The organism is Streptomyces sp. BE20, from assembly GCF_036322525.1.
Lineage (GTDB): Bacteria > Actinomycetota > Actinomycetes > Streptomycetales > Streptomycetaceae > Kitasatospora.
Window position 1 is genome coordinate 1 of the sequence record NZ_JAQYWW010000911.1, and the last position, 17,921, is coordinate 17,921.

Annotated in this window: 13 protein-coding genes; 4 read left to right on the plus strand and 9 right to left on the minus strand. The window is 75.0% G+C overall.

Features of this window, described 5'->3' with window-relative positions:
• On the plus strand, positions 1 to 781 hold a 781-nt coding region (locus PUR61_RS20900), incomplete at its 5' end, for a hypothetical protein (RefSeq protein WP_329880680.1).
• 119 nt (positions 782 to 900) lie between these two features.
• Here the strand turns inward: PUR61_RS20900 and PUR61_RS20905 are convergent.
• The 3 genes from PUR61_RS20905 to PUR61_RS20915 form a co-directional block, all read right to left on the minus strand.
• Complete coding sequence (locus tag PUR61_RS20905; protein ID WP_329880682.1) at positions 901 to 2,193, minus strand: hypothetical protein; 1,293 nt, start codon at positions 2,191 to 2,193, stop codon at positions 901 to 903.
• 305 nt (positions 2,194 to 2,498) lie between these two features.
• Positions 2,499 to 3,308, minus strand: a complete 810-nt coding sequence (locus PUR61_RS20910; protein WP_329880684.1) for a hypothetical protein — start codon at positions 3,306 to 3,308, stop codon at positions 2,499 to 2,501.
• Between the two features lie 7 nt (positions 3,309 to 3,315).
• Complete coding sequence (locus PUR61_RS20915) at positions 3,316 to 3,729, minus strand: hypothetical protein (protein ID WP_329880686.1); 414 nt, start codon at positions 3,727 to 3,729, stop codon at positions 3,316 to 3,318.
• 101 nt (positions 3,730 to 3,830) lie between these two features.
• Between PUR61_RS20915 and PUR61_RS20920 the strand changes: the two genes are divergently transcribed.
• Positions 3,831 to 8,012 (plus strand): CHAT domain-containing protein, encoded by a 4,182-nt coding sequence (locus tag PUR61_RS20920; protein ID WP_329880688.1) that lies wholly within the window; start codon positions 3,831 to 3,833, stop codon positions 8,010 to 8,012.
• A 21-nt stretch (positions 8,013 to 8,033) separates the two neighbouring features.
• Here PUR61_RS20920 and PUR61_RS20925 read toward each other — a convergent pair whose 3' ends face one another.
• Both PUR61_RS20925 and PUR61_RS20930 read right to left on the minus strand, forming a co-directional pair.
• Positions 8,034 to 8,900 carry an S-methyl-5'-thioadenosine phosphorylase gene (locus tag PUR61_RS20925; RefSeq protein ID WP_329880690.1) on the minus strand — a complete coding sequence of 289 codons (867 nt, stop codon included), beginning with the start codon at positions 8,898 to 8,900 and terminating at the stop codon, positions 8,034 to 8,036.
• A gap of 128 nt (positions 8,901 to 9,028) precedes the next feature.
• Positions 9,029 to 9,859, minus strand: a complete 831-nt coding sequence (locus PUR61_RS20930) for a class I SAM-dependent methyltransferase (protein WP_329880692.1) — start codon at positions 9,857 to 9,859, stop codon at positions 9,029 to 9,031.
• Positions 9,860 to 10,045: 186 nt separating this feature from the next.
• Here PUR61_RS20930 and PUR61_RS20935 point away from each other — a divergent pair, with 186 nt between their 5' ends.
• Positions 10,046 to 10,525, plus strand: coding sequence for a hypothetical protein (locus PUR61_RS20935; protein WP_329880693.1), 480 nt, complete (start codon positions 10,046 to 10,048; stop codon positions 10,523 to 10,525).
• A gap of 98 nt (positions 10,526 to 10,623) precedes the next feature.
• On the opposite strand, the gene PUR61_RS20940 is transcribed toward PUR61_RS20935, so the two are convergent.
• Positions 10,624 to 11,649, minus strand: a complete 1,026-nt coding sequence (locus tag PUR61_RS20940) for a hypothetical protein (RefSeq protein WP_329880694.1) — start codon at positions 11,647 to 11,649, stop codon at positions 10,624 to 10,626.
• A gap of 413 nt (positions 11,650 to 12,062) precedes the next feature.
• On the opposite strand from PUR61_RS20940, the gene PUR61_RS20945 reads away from it, so the two are divergent.
• Positions 12,063 to 15,176 (plus strand): AfsR/SARP family transcriptional regulator, encoded by a 3,114-nt coding sequence (locus PUR61_RS20945; protein ID WP_329880695.1) that lies wholly within the window; start codon positions 12,063 to 12,065, stop codon positions 15,174 to 15,176.
• A 139-nt stretch (positions 15,177 to 15,315) separates the two neighbouring features.
• Here PUR61_RS20945 and PUR61_RS20950 read toward each other — a convergent pair whose 3' ends face one another.
• The 3 genes from PUR61_RS20950 to PUR61_RS20960 all read right to left on the minus strand — a co-directional run bounded on the left by PUR61_RS20950 (position 15,316) and on the right by PUR61_RS20960 (position 17,917).
• Positions 15,316 to 15,525 carry a hypothetical protein gene (locus PUR61_RS20950; protein WP_329880696.1) on the minus strand — a complete coding sequence of 70 codons (210 nt, stop codon included), beginning with the start codon at positions 15,523 to 15,525 and terminating at the stop codon, positions 15,316 to 15,318.
• 197 nt (positions 15,526 to 15,722) lie between these two features.
• Complete coding sequence (ddaH, locus tag PUR61_RS20955; protein ID WP_329880697.1) at positions 15,723 to 16,529, minus strand: dimethylargininase; 807 nt, start codon at positions 16,527 to 16,529, stop codon at positions 15,723 to 15,725.
• A 98-nt stretch (positions 16,530 to 16,627) separates the two neighbouring features.
• Positions 16,628 to 17,917, minus strand: coding sequence for an MFS transporter (locus PUR61_RS20960; protein WP_329880699.1), 1,290 nt, complete (start codon positions 17,915 to 17,917; stop codon positions 16,628 to 16,630).
• Positions 17,918 to 17,921 lie beyond the last annotated feature (4 nt).

Below are 17,921 nucleotides of genomic sequence, written 5' to 3' on the forward strand. Positions count from 1 at the left end.
CCCCGACACCGGCCTCGACGTCTACCACGGCCCCAACAAGGACCTCGGCGTCGTCACCGCCGACCGCGCCGACGTCAACGGCGTCAACACCAAGTGGGTCGGCGACCGCGCCGCCGGCAACGGCTGGATCGACTTCCCCCAGGCCGGAACCACCGTCCACAAGAACGGCACCGAGAACCTCGGCACCGTCACCGCGGACAAGGCCGACCTCAACGGCCTCAACACCACATGGGTCGGCGACCGCGACCACGGCAACGGCTGGATCGACTTCCCCCAGGCCGGCGTCAACGTCCGCAAGGACGGCACCCAGGACTGGGGCACCGTGGCCGCCGACAAGGCCGACCTGAACGGTGTCAACACCAAGTGGGTCCAGGGCCGTGACACCTCCGACGGGTGGATCGAGTTCCCCAAGTCCGGCGTCCGCGTCTACCGTGACGGCGGGCACGACCTCGGCGCCGTCGTCGCCGACAAGGCCGACGTCAACCAGCTGCGCGCCGGCGAAGGCCACGTGAAGGGCCTCCTCACCGTCGGCGGGGGGATGAAACTCAGTCACGACGGCGAACGGCTGTTCGTCACCATGCCGGACCGGATCCTGTTCCTCGGGATCAACGAGTTCAAGAAGTGGGTGACCTTCGATCGGGGCCTCGGTGTCGCCTTCGGCAAGGCGAACTTCTCGCTGACCAAGGACTACGGCCTGCTGACCCGCGGATGCGACGTCCAGATCCAGCAGGGGAAGCTCTCCATCTCCACCGGCAACCCGCCCCACGTCAGGGAGCTCTAGGGTCTCCGGCGCGCGTGCCGGTCGCAGTGCCTCGCCGAGGACTGCGACCGGCACTCCGCCCCGTCACGGCCGGTCGGCCGGGTCGGACGTTGGGTCGCCCCGCACCGCCCGACCCCTGATCAGCCCTTCGGCTTGTTCAGACGGGACTTGAGCATCAGCGCGCGGGAGAACTGGTCGGCGGCGGTCGTCGTCCGCTTCGGGAAGTTGGCTTTCATCAGCTTGTCGTAGGCGTCCGGCCGGAACTCCGCCGTGAGCAGCCAGCCGCTGCGGACGTAGCTCGTCGGCGCGCTGTTCCCGGTGCCGTCGGTGCCGTCCACACGCCCGGCGTAGTGGCCCGAGCCGGTGCTCATCGCGTCCACGAAGGTGTTCGCCAGCGGCGCCAACTGCTGGGCGGTGATGCCGTACCGGCCGGACAGATAGGCACGGTAGAGGCCCGCGCAGTCCAGGCTGCCGTGGTTGTTGTCCTCCTTGTCCCGGGTCTGCGCCGCGTACACCCAGTCGTAGGCGGTCTTCCCGGCGGGATCCCGGTAGCTGCGGGCCTCCGCGAAGAACCAGTCCACGCTGGCCTGCACCAGCCGGTCGTACCGGGCGACCCGCTTCGCGTCGTCGCCCAGCAACTGGTGGGCGACCGCCAGGTTCTGGAAGGCGTAGTCGAACATCATCTGCTGGTTCCACGGCACCGGCTTGCCGCCCTTGTACGGCGAGTCCGCGGCGAAGTACTGGCGGTCGCCCTTCGAGACGTCCAGCAGCCGGCCCAGGATGTGGCGGTCCACGGCGGTGTCGGCCTCCTTGACGAACCGCTTCGCCCGGTCGAGGTAGGTGGCACCGTAACCGTGCGGGTCGTGGTCGGGCACCTTCGTCTGCCAGAGGGCGGGCGTCCGCAGGACGAGCTGCGCGCAGTAGGCCAGGTGGCCGACCGGATCGCCCTGCTCGCCGCCGGTACCGACGGGCGCGGCCGACACGTCGTTGGGCCAGGCCGGATCGACCTTGCCGGTCCAGAGCACGTGCTGCCCGACCGGCTTCGCCGCCAGGTCGTTGCGCTCGGAGAGGACGGCATCGCAGAAGACGATCATCCGGTCGAGGACCGCCCGGTCCGCGGACACCTCGTACACCAGGCCCATCGCCTTGGTGTCCTCGCCGCTGTGTCCCTGGGCCCACTGGTTGCGGATGTTGTTCGGGGCGGGAGTGAGCGTCAGGGCGTAGGAGCGGAAGGACTCGATCTCCGCCTTCGTGACCGGACCGTCCAGACTGCTGAACGTCAGCACCGGGCGCGCGGCACCGGACGGCCGTTCCGCGGCGGACGAGGTCGGCGCGGGAGCGAGGGCGAGGATCACGGCACCCGTGGCGACGAGCGTCGTGCACCCGATCACCAGCCTCCGGACGGGGATCCGGACGGGATTTCGCTGGGCCATGGCAGTCTCCTGGGCGGGGCGTCGGGGCGTCGGGCTTCGGGGCGTAGCGGGGCGGTCCTCCGGGGGGACCGCCGCACGCATCCTGTCGCCCGCCGACCCGGCCGGGTTGCCGATCCGGCCCCACCGGCGGGAGGTCCGCCCGAACGGGCAGCGGCGGGACCGCGTAGGGGTGGGGCCGGTGCGCGGCAGGGCACCGGCGGGCGCTCGCCGCCGGCGTCGGCCCGGTCCGGGCGCGCGCGGGAAGTCGGCCCGTCCGACGTCCCGCGCGGGACGGGCGGGGGCCGGACCGAGGGTCGGGGCCGAGGTCAGGGGCTGGGCGGGCTGTCGGTCTGCCGGAGGGCGACGACGGCCTCGGTGGTACGGCAGAGGGAGTCCACGGCGCGGCGCAGGGAGCGCCAGGAGACGAGGCCGACGAGGATCCCCACCACGGCCGAGGGCCACCACCAGAGGCCGACGACGGCGAAGGCGACGCCCCACACCAGGCCCTCGCAGGCCGCGTCGTAGGAGTCGCGGACCGCGCTCAGCGCCTCGCGGGAAGCGTCGGACGCACCGAGGAGCAGGCCCGTCCACGCCTCGGCGACGTCCGCGCCGGTCGTCGCCCTGATGCGCTCCTCCGCCGCGCGCAGCCGGTCACCCGACCAGGTGGGGCCGGTGGGAGCGGTCGGGCTCGCCCGGGCCCGGAGCGCGTCGAGCCGGGCGGCGCGCAGTTCGCGGCCCGCCGCGCGGGCCCGGACGGCCTGCCGGGCGATCTCCGCAGGCGGCGCCCAGCGGCGTGCCCGACGGCGGGTCAGCCGCTCCCCCAACGGCGTCAGCCACCAGGGCCAGGCCCCCGCCGCCAGCGCGCCCACCGCCCCGGCGGCGAAGGGCAGCAGGAACGCGGCGGCCACCGCGGCCACCGCGAGGAGGGCGAGCACCGCCGCGGTGTCGGACGCGAGTCCGCCGTCGAACCGCAGCACACCGGCGACCGCCTCCCGGGCGAGGCCGCGGTCGGCCCAGTGCCGGTGCCCGAGCCGGCCCCCGACGGCGGCGACGACGACCAGGAGGACGGCGGGCAGCAGGCGGCGCAGGAACCATCCGTCGGGGATGCGTTTCTGGAGTTCGAGGAGCAGGCCCATGCGCGTCTCAGTCCACTCGGCGCAGCGGTCCGCCGCTCAGCGCGCAGACCCGGGCGTCCGGCGGGGCGTTGTCCGGCCCGACGGCGTCCGGCGGGGCGTCGTCCGGCAGGTCGACCCGGGCGCAGCGGCCTGTGGGGCAGATCCAGCCGACCGACCGCGGCGTGGGCCCACCCGGCCAGTCGCCGACGCCCATCGTGGTGCGCAGGCCGATCCCGCCGGGGATTCCGGCGTCCTCGGCGGCCTCGTGGAGGGCCCGGACGGCGTCGTGCCACGCGCCGGTGGCCGGGTCGCCGTCGCGGACGAGGGCGAAGGGCCCGTCCCAACGGGTCGCTCCGACGAGATCGCGCAACGCCCCGGCGTTGCGGCAGAGGTACTCGACGGCGTCCTCGAAGGCCCGCCGCTCCTTGCCCCCGGCTCCCACGGTCCCCCCTTACGGTTCCCCCTCGATACACTCCTCGCCACGATACGTCAGGTTACGCTGAATACGTGACTGACCTTCACCAACGGTTTACGGCAAGGCTGTTGAGGTACAGGGACACGGACGACGCACTACCGCTCCGGGCTCCGGAGGTGACGGACGAGGCGTACGCGCTCCTGCGCGAGGCGACGACATGGCCCGAGAGTCCCGTCGATCTCGACAGGGTCTTCGCCGTCTTCCGGACGTTCTGGTTCCGGCACGAGGGGCCGGACGACCCGGAGGCCGCCGTCAACGTTCTCTTCATCGGCGCCACCTCCGGCTTCCTGCAATCCCGCACCCCCGGGGACATCCGGTTCCCGGCCGCGCTGGGCGAGTCCTTCGACCCCGCCGACCCGCTCCACGACGCGCGCTTCGCCCAACTCGCGGGCGCCGCCCACGGCGAGCTGATCGAAGCCCCGGATGTCGCCGAACCCGACCGACTGGCAGCGCTGGGCCGCGCGCTCGCCTGGTCCGCGTTCGCCCGGAGCCTGCTGCCGGAGGGGCCCGACGGGGACGTCGGATTGACCATGCAGGCCCTCGTACTGGAGCTGGCCCGGTTCCGGCTCACCGCCGATCCGGGCGCGCTGGCCGTCGCCGGGCGGCACGGCCGGGTGGCGACCGAGGCACTGTCCTCCGTCACCCCCGGCGACCTGGACGCGGCCGGCACCGGCATGGCCGCGCTCGCCCTCGGAACCGTCCTGGATGCGGCGCGAATGCTCGGGGACCCGCCGCTCGCGGAGGTCGACCGTCTGGTCGCGGCGGCTCCGGCCGGCACCCTGCCCCCGGAAGCCCTGGAGGCCCTGCGGACGGTGCGCGAGCTCCAGGCCGATTCGACCTCCTGGCCGGGGCAGTTCGAGCTGCGGATCGGACTCGTCCTCACCGAGGCGGGCACCCGGGAGCACGACGCCTGCCGGATCGCCTGCGCCGTACACCGGCTGCACTCGGCCCTCGCCGCCACACCCGCCGAGCACCCGGCGCATCCCGTCGTCACCGCCGCCCTGAGCGTGGCTCAGCAGGCGTTCCTCCGGGAGCGAGGTGACGGCACCGCCCCCGAACAGCTCGACCCGGGCGCGGCAGGGGAGCTCGTGAACCAGCTCCGGGAGCTGTACGACCACCAGGGCGCGCCCCCCGACATCGAGCTGGAACTCCTCGCCGTCGCGGACTCGATGAGCACGGGCACGAGGGTCCCCGACGAGCAGATCACCCGGTTCCGCGCCGCACTGGCCGCGGTCCCCCCGGAGGAGCCGCGCCGTTACGCCTACGTTGCCGTCCTGGCCGCCCTCACCGGGCTCGGGGCCGACGAATCGCGGGCGGTCGACCCGGCCGGGGCCGCCCGGGCGGATGCCGACGTGAGAACGCTGACCGAGGAGGTCGCCCGCACGTCACCGGCGGGCTCGTCGATCTGCGATCCACTGCTCGCGTGCCACTACGCGCCGGCCCTGGCCCTCGCCGTGATCGCCGCCCTCCCCTCGGAACCGGCCGACGGCCTCGACGACCCGCAGCTCGCCCGGCCGAGGTCCCTGCCGACCCGGTTCGCTGCTCTGCGGCTCGACCTCCTCGACCCCGGCGACACGGACGGCCTCGACCACGCGATCGCGGAGTTGCGCGCGATCATGGCCGAACTCACCGAGAACGAGAGCCTCCAGAGGGCCCACGTGGCCGCGACCCTCGGTACCACCCTGATGGTCCGGGCCAACACCTCCCAGGACCTCGGTGTCATCGACGAGATCATCCAGCTGCTCCGCTACGCCCGCACCCGTGCCCCTGCGGACTCCGAGGCCACCGACGAGCTCCTCGCCTACGCCCTCACGGCCGTCTCTGCCTTTCGCATCGATCCGGAGGCCGCTCGCGAGGCAGCCGCGGTCATCGCCGAAGCAGCGATCCGCCCCAGGGACCCGCGCAGGGCCACCGGCCTCGCCCAGGCGTTCGTGTCGGCCAACACCGAATACGCCACGGCCGTACAGAACTACCTGCTCGGTCACGAGCCGGACCAGCTGGCCCTGGCCCGCCGGGCGGCGCTGCGGATCAAGGAACTCGGCGCCGAAACGAGCTCGGCCAGGTGGACCGCGCAGCTGCGGCTCGACGCGGTCGGCGATGACTGCCTCAACCTGATCGACCTCCTCGGCCCGGGGGGTCGTCCGAAGGCCGTCCTCACCGACGAGCTGGTCGACCGGTGTCGGACGACGTTCGCCGCGTTCGTCCCCGGTCACCGCCGACGGCTGACGTCCGCGATGACGCTCGTCACCGTCCTCACCCAACGGGTCTGGGCGAACGGGAGCAGCGACCCCGGTCAGAATCGGCGTTTCATCGACGAGATCGAGCGGGTCATCGCCACCGTCGCGCCGGAGGCCCCCGAGGGGTGGGCCGACCTCCTGCGGATCCCCGTCTCCATGGCCGTCGGAACCCTGCGGTTCCCACCAGCGGTGGACTCGACAGGGCCGGCACCCGAGAGCTCGAACCGGCTGGAAGCCGTGGACCGTCTGCTGTTCGAGGGCCTGGTCGCCATCAACCCGCGGATTCCCGGCGGCTTCACGCCCTCCGTGGCGACCAGGGCGCACATCGAGATCTGGGGCGCGCAGGATGCCCTGCGGGCGTCGAGGTCTGGCATCCCCAGGGCCCTTGCGCACGTCGAGGTGGCCGTCGACCTGCTGGCGCAGGTCACCGACCGGGGCAGCTCACAGCCCGCGGCCGAGCACGGGCTGTCCTCGTTCGACGGGGACCTCCGGGGCATCGTCGAGCTGATCCTGTCGGTGGCTGCCGGCCGGGACACCGGCGCCCGCCGGACGGTGTCCGTGGTCGACGGGCCCGACGTCGAGCGGGCTGTCGAGCTGCTGGAGCGCGGGCGCGGGCTGCTGCTGTCGCGGCGGATCGAGGCGCGCGCCGACCTCGGTGACCTGCGGGCCGCCCACCCGGGGCCGGCGGGCGAGTTCGAGCGGCTCACCGGCCTGCTGGCCGATCTGACCACGACCGGGCCGGAGGCCGGGCCGGCCCCCCGTCCGGCCGACGCCGGGCCTCGCCGGGCCCCCGACGTCGTGCCCGAGCGGGACCGGCTCGACGGGCTCCACGCCTCGCGGGACCTCGACGAGCTGATCGGGCACATCCGTACCCTGCCCGGATTCGACGCCTTCCTCCGGCCGCTCACCGGCGACCGGTTGCGCGAGCTGGCCGTCGACGGGCCCGTCGTCCTCCTCCTCCAGGGCCCGCACTACCTTCACGCCCTCGTGGTGACCGGCCGGACGATCGCCGCGCTGCCCCTCGCGCCGCCGACCGACGAGCTCACCGACACGGCCCACCGGCTGCGCGAAGCCGTCGGCGCCGTCAGCCTCCGGGGCTCCGCCCGGCCCTCCCCGGCCGACCTCGTCGGCGCCGGGGCCACCACGCGTCGCACCCTGTCCTGGACCTGGCACAAGATCGTCCGCCCCGTCCTCGCCCATCTGGGGGCCGACGGACCCGTGCCCGACTCCGGGGCGTGGCCCCGGATCTGGTGGATCCCCACCGGGGCCTTCCACGCCCTGCCGCTGCACGCCGCCCAGTGCACCCTGCCCGACTGCGACGAGCCCGGCTGCGGCGCCGCGCTCGACACCGTCGTCTCCTCCTACGTCCCCGGGTTCCAGACCCTGGCGTACGCCCGCTCCCGGGCCGCCCACCGCGAGGGCGGCGGCCCGGCCGCCGGAGGGACCGCCGCCCTGCTGGTCGCCGCCCCCGAGAACGAGATGCCCGGCGTCGCGGAGGCGGCCCGCTACGCCGCCGGCCTGCTCCGGGCGCCCGCGCCGCTGGTCGGCACCGCGGCGACCCGCGAGGCCGTCCTCGGCGCGCTCGGCGGCACCCAGTGGGTGCACTTCGGCTGCCACGCGGCCACCGACCCGGCCGAACCGTCCGGCGCCCGGCTCCACCTGCCCAGCGGCGAGCAGCTCTCCGTCCTGGAGATCTGCCGGGCCCGGCCGCACGCCGCCAGGCTCGCCTTCCTCACGGCGTGCGGCACGGCGCGCACCTCGGAGCGGCTCAGCGACGAAGCCATCCACATCACGAGTGCCTTCCTGCTCGCCGGCTTCCCCGCCGCGGTCGGCACGCTCTGGGAGATCGACAGCGCGCACGCGGACCACGTCACCCGCGACTTCTACCGCCGAGTGACGGCCGACGACACCCCGGGGAGCGCCCTCGCCCTGCACCACACCGTCCGCGAACTCCGCCGCCGGATACCCGACCGCCCCCACATCTGGGCCGCCTACGTCCACGCGGGTGCCTGAGGGCGGGCCGGGCAGTCCCGGTCAGGTGGTCGGGAGGCCGGGGAGCCCGGGGGTGAAGCCGTCGAGGGCGTGCGGGCAGGGGCAGGTGCGGGTGGCGGGGAGGGCCTCCAGGGCGGTGAAGAGGACCGTGCGCAGCCGGTCCACGTTTCGGGCGAAGACCTTCAGCACCTCGGCGTGGGTCACGCCCTCGCCGCTCTCCACGCCCGCGTCCAGGTCGGTGACCAGGTTCAGGGAGGTGTAGCAGAGGGCGAGTTCGCGGGCGAGGACGGCCTCCGGGTGGCCGGTCATGCCGACGACCGACCAGCCGTTCGCGGTGAACCAGCGGGACTCGGCGCGGGTGGAGAAGCGCGGGCCCCCGATCACCACGAGGGTGCCGCCGTCGACCGGTTCCCAGGTGGCGGCCCGGGCCGCCGCCAGGACGGCGCCGCGGCCGGCCGGGCAGTAGGGATCGGCCATCGGCGCGTGCACGACGCCCGGGACGGAGCCGTCGGGGAGCGGGACACCGTCGTAGAAGGTCTGCTCCCGGCCGGAGGTGCGGTCGACGAACTGGTCGGGCACGAGCAGGGTGCCCGGCCCGTACGCGGGGCGCAGCCCGCCGACCGCGCAGGGGCCGAGCACCTGGCGGACCCCGAGGGAGTGCAGGGCCCAGAGGTTGGCGCGGTAGTTGATCCGGTGCGGCGGGACGGCGTGCCCGCGCCCGTGCCGGGGCAGGAACGCGACCCGTCGGCCGCCCACCTCGCCGACGAACAGCGAGTCGCTGGGCGGCCCGTACGGGGTGTCGACGGTGACTTCGGTGACGTCGTCGAGCAGCGCGTACAGGCCGGAGCCGCCGATCACGCCGAGTTCCGCGCGCGGGGCCGGATCGGGTGCGGGCCGGGTGGTCGTCACGTGGTCACCTCTCGGGGGCGGTCGGGGTTGCACCGGCCACCCTAGGAGGGCGCGACGGACGAGGGGTACCCGGCGGCGGTCCGGCCGCGTCGGGCGGGCCCGGCCGGGTCCGGTGGCGGGCCGCGTCGTCAGCGGGGCGGTCCGCCGGCGGTCAGCTCGGCCACCGCGTAGGGGCGGTGACCGAGCATCGGGACGCGCAGGACGGCGGCGGCGATCCGCTGCACGGGGCCGATCCGTTCCATGACCGGGTGCTCGGCGACGGCCTTCCAGCCGGGTGCGGCGGCGGCGAGCCCGGCGGCGCCGCGCGCGCCGGAGCGGAACCGGGCCCCGGTGGCGCGGGAGATCGGATGGAGGCCGCTGCGGGCCACCCAGGGGTGGAAGAAGTCGGCCAGCAGGCCGGTGCCGGGTCCGAGTTGCCGGTGGACGTCGGTCAGGAAGCGGGACACCTCGGTGTCGGTGAGGTACATCAGCACGCCCTCGGCGACCACCAGGGCCGGGCCGTCCTCCCCCACCAGCGCCTCGACCCACTCCGGGTCCGTGACGGAGGCGGCGTGCAGCCGTACGGCGCTGTCGGGCAGGAGCCGTTGCCGCAGTTCGGCGACCTCGGGCACGTCGACCCCGATCCACCGGACGCCCTCGGGTACGGCGTCCCCGAGGCGGGTGTCCCGGGTGCAGAGGCCGATGCCGACCGACACGACCGCGCCGTCGGGGTGGAGCCGGGCGAACCGCCGCACCAGGGCGTCGAAGACGATCGCCCGGTGGATCGCGCCGACGGCGTTGGACCGGTCGGTCAGCACCTCCTCGGCCCGGAACCCGGTCAGTTCGAGCACGGCCGCCGCGAGCGGGTCCCGGAAGTCCGTGCCGGGGAGCAGCCGGTCGGCGTGGGCGCGGCCGTAGAGGGGGGTGAGCAGCGTACTGGCCACGCCCGAGAGGCCGTGCACCGGGAAGTCATCCGACATGAAGGTTAGCCTTACCTAAGTTCGATGTCCGGTCAAGGCTCGACCGTCCGCCGGCGAACCGACAACTCCCGTGGACGTGAAGCGAGAAGGACGGACAGGTCGAGGGAGCCGCGGTGGTCGGGCCCTACGCTGAGAGCGACTGGAGCGAAACGAGAGGTGGCCGGTGACCGGGAGCGGTGAGCGGGCGTGACGGCGGGCGCGGGGTTCGGCAGGCTGGTGCCGGTCGCGGACGGGCCGGGCGGGTTGCGGGTCTGGGGAGTGACGGAGCCGCCCCGGTGCGCGCGGGGCGGGGAGCCGGTCGAGGTCAACGTGCTGCTGGAGGCAGGCGAGGAGCCGGGGCAGGTGGATCGGACGCTTCTCGGCGAGGTGGTCGCGGAGGTGGACCGCTTCGTCGGGGCGGCGCTCGGGTTCGTCCAGCGGGTGATGGCCTCGGACCCGGGGTCGCTCGGGCTTTCGGCGGAGGAGGCGGGGCACTACCTCGCGGCGCCGGCCGCGGAGCTTCCGCTGGGCGCCCCGCAGGTCGACTTCTTCGTGGACGGGTGGCAGCTGCGGTTCACCGAAGGGAGCCTGCCGGTCTGCGACCCGTACGGCCTGGCCGTGGTGTTCGACGGGCGGCGGCCGGTGCGGGTGGAGGACCTGAGCGACGCCGAACCGGTCGAGGAGTAGGACTTCTCCGGCCGACCGGCCGGCCTGTCGCCGCCGTGGTCGCCGCCGTGGTCGGCGCCGTGGCGGCGGGCAGGACGTAGCGAAGCGAAGCGGCCCGGTCAACAGAGTGCGTCCCAGTCGTGGAGCGCCCGCAGCCCCGCCGCGCGTTCCGCGTGCGTGGCGGAGTCCGGGGCCGGGGTGAGGAGGTAGTCGGCGACGGGGGTGAGCAGGAGCGGGCCGTCGGGCACGGGGGCCAGAAGAGCCTCGTCCCAGTCGTGGCGGATGACCGTACGGCGCAGCAGGGTGCCGTGGCGGGCGGCGGGGCGCAGGGCGGCGGCGGCCTCGGTGCGGCGGCGGTTCTCGGGAGCGAGTTCGGCTTCGAGGGTGGCGCGGACCAGGGCCAGCGGGCCGAGCGGGAGGTACGTGGCGGCGAGGTCGAGGAGGGCCGCGGCCTCGGGGGCGAGCCGGTAGGCGGCGACGACGGCGGCGGTCTCGGCGGGTTCGAAGGGTTGCCGGTCGAGGGCCGCGACGTCGAGGACGTCGGCCGGGAGGAAGGGGCGGCGGAGGCCCTCCTCGGCGAGGGCGATGAGGCATTCGACGTGGTCGTCGGCGACCAGGTAGGGGCGGACGGGGACGCCCGCGCCGTCCCCGTCGAGGGCCGCGGTGGTGACGCGGACGCGGTACCACGGGTCGACGAGCGGGTCCTCGGACGGCCAGAGGACGGTGACGGCGGTGTGGTGGGGGCGGTCGCCGAGCAGCGTGACCTCGATGTGCTCCACCGGGTGGTCGGTGACCAGGCGGACGACGGCCTGCCAGAGGGCGGCCTCGCCGGGGGCGACCAGGTCGAGGACGTCCAGCGGCCTGAGCAGGTCGGCCGGGTAGTAGCCGGCGAGCGGGAGGCCGCGGAGGGCGCGGACGCCGGTGGAGCGCGCGAGGCCGTCGGCGAGGCGCGTGTAGCGGTCGGCGCGGTCGTGGGCCCGGCGGAGTTCGGCGCGGGCGGGCTCGCCCATCCGGACGCCGTCGCCGGCCAGGGCGGAGAGCACCAGGGCGGGCAGCCCGCGGCTGCTGCGGGCGCGGTGGAGCAGTTCGGCCGGCCCGTCGGCCGGGTCGACGTCGAGCAGGTGGTAGAGCAGAGCGGTATTCACGGACGTCCGCCTCCGAAGGTATGGTCGTGGCCCGCGCTGCGGCGACCGACGGCGGGGCCGGAGCACAGGGGTCCCGGCCGTCCGGGCGGAGGCAGGCGCGGGGTGGACCGGCCCGCGGCGGTAGCGGCCTTGGGGGGTAGGGAAGTTCGGGGATCAGGGGGTTTCCCTGTGCCCGGCGTGCAGGGCGGGACGGGGACCGACCGGACCGTCTCCGGTGGCCCCCCGCACGGTCGATTCTGTACGACCGCGTTCAACGCCCGGTCACCACAGGCTCAACGAAGTCTCGACATCGGGTGCGGCGCTGTGGTTTATAGGTGACACGAAGTCTGACATGTGCACGAGCGGGGCGGGCACTGTCCTGGGGCAGCTGGGGGCAGGATTTGGGCGATCTCCGTTTTTCCTTACTCGGTCTGATGCGGTCGTACCGGGGCGCGTCGGCGCTCAAGGTGGGCAGTCCGCAGCAGCAGGCGATGCTTGCCGTCCTCCTCCTGCGGCCCGGCCACTCGGCGAGCGCCACCGACCTGATCGCGGCGCTCTGGGGCGAGGAGCCCCCGAACGCCGCGATGACCACCGTGCGCACCTACGCGTGGCGGTGGCGGAAGATCCTCGACGGGGGAACCGTCGGCGGCGCGGACGGGCCCGCCGACGGCGGTCGGGGCGGCGACGACAAGGCACCGAGCGTCCTGGTGTCGATGGGCGACGGCTACCGCCTCGTGCTGCCCAAGCTCGCGGTGGACGCGGCCGAGGCCGAGTCGCTGGCCGCCGAGGCGGAGCGCACGGCCCGGACCGACCCGCTGCGCGCCCGCGACCTGCTCAACCAGGCCCTGGAGCTGTGGCAGGGCGAGCCGCTGGCCGGCATCCCCGGTCCGTTCGCAGAGCGGCACCGGCAGCGGCTGGAGGAACTGCGGCTGACCCTCCTGGAGGAGCGGATCGGCCTGGACCTGACGCTGGGCCGTCACTCGCGCTGCATCCCGGAGCTGACCGCGCTCACCACCGAGCACCCGCTGCACGAGCGGGCCTACGAGCTGCTGATGCGCGCGCTGTACCAGGCCGGACGGCAGGCCGACGCACTCGCGGTGTTCCGCGGCGTGCGGCAGCTCTTCCTCGCGGAGCTGGGGGTCGGGCCGGGCACGGAGCTGGAGCAGCTGCACCGGCGGATCCTGGAGGGGGACCCGGCCCTGGCCGCACCCGCCGCGCCGGAGCCGGCGGGCCCGGCGGTGGCGGGGAGCAGCGGGCCCGAGGCCGCCGCCGGGGCGGGCGAGCCGGAGGAAACGGGCGAGGCCCGCACGACGGCCCGACCGGCCGCCGCGCCGCCCCGCCCCGCGCAGCTGCCGCCGGACGCCGCCGACTTCACCGGGCGGACGGCGCCGGTCCGGGTGCTGGACGAGGCCCTGGGCTCGCCCTCCCCGCAGGCCCTGGTGATCGCGACCGTGGTCGGCATGGGCGGGGTCGGCAAGACCGCGCTGGCGCTGCACGTCGCGCACCGGGTCCGGGACGCCTACCCGGACGGTCAGCTGTACGTGGACCTGCGCGGGTCCGACCCCGTCCCGGCCGATCCGGAGGCGGTGCTCAGCGGGTTCCTGGTGGCCCTCGGGGTGGCGGCGGACGCGGTGCCGGACGGGCTGGACGCCCGCTCGGCGCTGTTCCGCTCGGTGGTGGACGGACGACGGCTGCTCCTGGTGCTGGACAACGCGAAGGACGCCGCACAGATCCGGCCGCTGCTGCCGGGGGCGGTCGGCTGCGCGGTGCTCACCACCGGGCGCACCCGGCCGGCCGGACTGCCCGCCACCGTCCAGGTCGACCTGGACGTGTTCCAGCCCGCCGAGGCGTTGGACCTGCTGGGCCGCACCATCGGCGCCGAACGGCTGGCCGCCGAACAGGACGCGGCGCGGGAGCTGGTGGTGGCCTGCGGCCACCTGCCGCTGGCGGTCCGGATCGTGGCCGCCAGGCTGGCCGCCAGGCCCGGGTGGACGGTGGAGACGCTCAGCCGCCGCCTCCAGGTGGAGCGGCGGCGGATCGACGAGCTGCGGATCGGGGACCTCGCGGTGGCGGCGGCCTTCGAGCTGAGCTACCGGCAGCTGACCGCCGACCAGGCCCGGGCGTTCCGGCTGGTCGCGTCGGTGGACGGGCCGGACATCGGCCTGGCCTCGGCCGCCGCGCTGCTGGACCTCGACGAGTACGACGCCGAGGACCTGCTGGAGGCGCTGGTGGACGTGGCGATGGTCGAGTCGCCGTTCCCGGGCCGGTACCGGTACCACGACCTGCTGCGGGCGTTCGCCCGGCGGCGGCCGGCGGAGGGTGCGGAGCCGGCCCGGGACCACGGCGAGGTGGTGGCCGCCCGGGACCGCCTGCTGGACCACCTGCTGGCCACGGCGTGCACCGCGTTCCAGCACGCGGTGCCGGGCGACCCGGCGGCCGGCGCGCTCGGCCCGGCCCGCTCCCCCGGCGTTCCGCTGGCCGGCCACGACGCCGCGCGGGCGTGGGCGTCGGCGGAGCGGGCGGGCGCGGTGGCCCTGGCGGCCCAGGTCGCGGAGCAGGCGGGAGTGACTCCGGCGGGAGTGACTCCGGCGGGCGCGGCGGCTGCTTCGGACGGTGGGGCGGCCCACGGCGGGGCGGACGGGTCGGCGCTGCGGGCCGCGATCGACCTGCTGATCGCGCTCACCCCGTTCGTGCTCACCCCGCCGAGCCGCCGGCTGGCAGCCACCGCCGACGCGCTGGCCGAGGCCGCGGCCCGGCACCGGGACGTCCGGGCCGAGGGGCGCGCGCACTTCCTGCGCGGGAACGTCGCCCTCGCCGCGACCCGGCTGGACGCGGCCGAGGCGGCGGCCCGGCAGGCGGCCGGGGCCGCGCGGGCCGCCGGGGACACGGTGATCCTCCGTCAGGCGCTGAACGACCTGGGCCTGATCTGCCAGTTCCTCAGCCGCTACGACGAGGCGGTCGACCTCTACGACGAGGCGCTGCTGCTGGCCAACGCGCTGGGACACCGTTCCGGGGCCCTGGTGACGACGGTGAACGCCGCGCTGGCGCGGGTCCGCAGCGGACGGGCGGACGAGGCGGTGGCCATCTGCCACGAGGTGCTCGCCGAGCTGCGCACCCGGCAGGACGACCCGGGGCGCGCGTACACCCTCTACGTGCTGGGGCTGGCGCTGCACGCGCTGGGCCGGCACGCGGAGGCGGTCACGTGGTTCGGCGAGTGCCTGGCGGTGGCGCTGGGCGCGGGTCTGCGGGACCGGGCCGCGCATGCGCGCTACCGGTTGGCGGACAGTCTGCGCTCGCTCGGCCGGGCCGACGAGGCGTTGGACCACGCCGGGCAGGCCCTGGCGCTCTGCGAGGAGCTGGGGGCGGAACGGGACCAGGCGCAGGCGCTGGTGGTACTGGGCCGCTCGCTCGCGGACCTCGGACGCGGGGCGGAGGCGGGGGTCAGGCTCCGGCAGGCGTTCGAGATCTTCGCCCGCCTGGGGCTGCCTGAGGCCGCCGAGGTGGCGGTGCTGCTGACGGAGCCCGCGTTCGCGCTGGTCGAGCCGTGAGCCGGCCGGCCGCCGGTGCGGCGGAGGGCTCGGGGCCGTCCCTGCCGTCCGTGCCCATGTGGACGGGGGCGGAGCAACGGCCGTTGAAGAAACGGTTCTGCACTCGGGGAGGCGGCGGGAGCCGTGCCCGGTACGGGGGTCAGGAGCCGGTGCTGTTCCAGTCGCCGTGCCCGCCGCCGTCGGTGGGGGTCGGGGTCGGGGTCGGGGTGGTCGTGACCACCCCGCCCTGGCCGGCGCCGGTCGCACCGTCGGCCATCGCCGTGCCCGCCGCACCGAGGGCGATCGCCAGACCGAGGCCGGCGGCGGCCAGGCGGATCCGGGTGAGACGGTGGTTCGAGTGCTTCGCCATGACTGCTCCCTAGGGCGTCTTCCCTGGTGGGAAGGGGTTTTCCGGGGTGATGGGATCATCATGGCAAGGCGCGTTCAACGGCAGATCGACGCACGAGCACCGTGCGTCGATCACCGTCGTTGATCCGGTCGTCGATCCGGTCGCCCGTCGCCGAGAGCGGGCGGGGGCGAGCCGGGTCCCGGTGGCCGCAGCACGCTCTAGGGGCGGATCTCCAGGGTGCAGCACTTCACGCTGCCACCGCCCTTGAACAGCTCGGAGAGGTCCACCCCGATCGGCCGGAAGCCGCGCTCCCGCAGCCGGGCCGCCACCCCGGTCGCGGCCTCCGGCAGCACCACGTGCAGGCCGTCGCTGATCGCGTTGAGCCCGAACACCGCCGCGTCCGCCTCCTCCACCAGCACCGCGTCCGGGAACAGCCGCCGCAGCACCGCCCGGCTGCCCGCGGAGAAGGCGCCCGGGTAGTACATGACCTCGTCGCCGTCGAGCACGCTCAGCGCGGTGTCGAGGTGGTAGAAGCGCGGGTCGACGAGGTCCAGGCCGATCACCGGCCGGCCGAGGAACTCCTGCGCCTCCGCGTGCCCTGCGGACTCGCTGCGGAAGCCCCGTCCGGCCAGCAGGTGGCCGCCGGTCAGCAGCAGGTCGCCCTCGCCCTCGTTGACGTGCTCCGGGTCGTGCGTCGTGAAGCCGTTCGCGCGGAACCACTCCAGGTAGGCCGGGCCCTCGGCGGCGCGCTCGACGTTGCGGAACCGGGCACCGAGCACCCGGCCGTCGACGACGGTCGCACCGTTCGCCGCGTACACCATGTCGGGCAGGCCGGGCAGCGGGTCGATCAGGTCGACCCGGTGACCGAGCTCGCCGTAGAGCTCGTACAGCCGCTCCCACTGGGCGACGGCGAGGCCGGTGTCGACCGGCTTGGCCGGATCCATCCAGGGGTTGATCGCGTAGCTGACCTCGAAGTGGGTCGGACGGCACATCAGGTAGCGGCGCGGGCGGGCGGTGCGGGTCATGGCGGGGCTCCGGGAAGTGAGGGAGGTGAGGGAGGTGAGGAGACCGGGGAGACCGGGGAGACCGGGGAGACCGGGGGTGAGGGTCCGCCGGGGGCGGGTCAGGAGTCGGCGGGTCGCTCGGGGAAGTTCCGCAGGCCGCGCAGGGGGCCGGCCAGCAGCACCGCGCCGGCCGACAGCAGCACGCCCGCCATGATCCAGATGGTGGTGCGGGCACCGAGCACCTCGCCCAGCCAGCCGCCGAGCAGGGCGCCCACCGGGATGGCACTGAAGTTCACGGTCGAGGCGCTGGCCCGGATCCGGCCGATCATCTCGGGCGGGCAGTACGACTGGTAGAAGCTGCCGGCGATGACGTTCCCGGCGATCACCCCGCAGACCGCGACCGACCAGGCGACGGCGCTCGCCGCGAGCGGCAGCTGCTCGCCGGCCAACGGCAGCAGGAGGATGAACGGCGCGGCGACCAGTTCGCAGAGCAGCAGCCCGCGCGCCGTGCCGAACCGCCTGGCGATCCGCCCGGCCAGCGCCGCACCGGCCAGGCCGCCGATCGACACCACCGCGAAGACCATGCCGATCCCACCGGGCGTCACCCCCACGCTGCGGACCAGGAAAACCGTCTGCACCGCCTGGATGCCGTTCAGCCCGAGGTTGCCGACGGCACCGAAGGTCGCCAGCGTGCGGAGGTACGGGTCGTGCGCCAGGAAGCGGACGCCCTCGCCGATCTCCCGCAGGATGCCGCGCCGTTCGGAGACCGGCGGCGGCGTCTCCTCGGCCTTGATGGTGCCCACGCAGAGCGCCGACACCAGGTAGGTGACCGAGTCGGCGAGCAGCCCGCTGGCCGCGCCGAACACCTGGGAGAGCAGGCCCGCCAGACCCGGCCCGGCGATCTCCGCCGCGGAGTCCCCCGAGCGCAGCTTGACGTTGGCCTCCAGCAGGTCCTGCTTGGCGACCAGCGCGGGCAGGACGGCGCCGTAGGCGGTGGAGAAGAACACCTTGACCGCACCGGCCAGCAGCGCCACCGCCACCAGCTGGGCCATGGTCAGGGCGTCGAACCAGCCCGCCACCGGCACGCTGCCGAACAGCAGCAGCAACAGCAGGTCGCAGACCAGCATCACCTTCAGCCGGGGCCAGCGGTCCACCCAGGCGCCGGCCAGCAGACCGAGGAAGAGCCAGGGCACCCAGGCGGAGGCGGTCAGCACGCCGACCATGAACGGCGAGGCGTCGAGGGTCACGACGGCGACCAGGGCGAGCGCGACGTTGCCGACGGCGGTGCCGAGGCCGCTGGTCGTCTCGCCGATCCAGAGCTTGCGGAAGTCGCCCTGCGCCCAGAGGCCCCAGCGGCTCCTCCTCGGCGGGTCCGCCACGGGCGGCGGGACGGAGACAGTGGTGGTCATGACG

Excerpts from the sequence above, each read along its gene's own strand:
- ddaH (WP_329880697.1), bottom strand. The coding sequence starts at position 16,529 with ATGACCCGCACCGCCCGCCCGCGCCGCTACCTGATGTGCCGTCCGACC.
- PUR61_RS20945 (WP_329880695.1), top strand. The coding sequence starts at position 12,063 with ATGCGGTCGTACCGGGGCGCGTCGGCGCTCAAGGTGGGCAGTCCGCAG.
- PUR61_RS20910 (WP_329880684.1), bottom strand. The coding sequence starts at position 3,308 with ATGGGCCTGCTCCTCGAACTCCAGAAACGCATCCCCGACGGATGGTTC.
- PUR61_RS20905 (WP_329880682.1), bottom strand. The coding sequence starts at position 2,193 with ATGGCCCAGCGAAATCCCGTCCGGATCCCCGTCCGGAGGCTGGTGATC.
- PUR61_RS20960 (WP_329880699.1), bottom strand. The coding sequence starts at position 17,917 with ATGACCACCACTGTCTCCGTCCCGCCGCCCGTGGCGGACCCGCCGAGG.
- PUR61_RS20930 (WP_329880692.1), bottom strand. The coding sequence starts at position 9,859 with ATGTCGGATGACTTCCCGGTGCACGGCCTCTCGGGCGTGGCCAGTACG.
- PUR61_RS20950 (WP_329880696.1), bottom strand. The coding sequence starts at position 15,525 with ATGGCGAAGCACTCGAACCACCGTCTCACCCGGATCCGCCTGGCCGCC.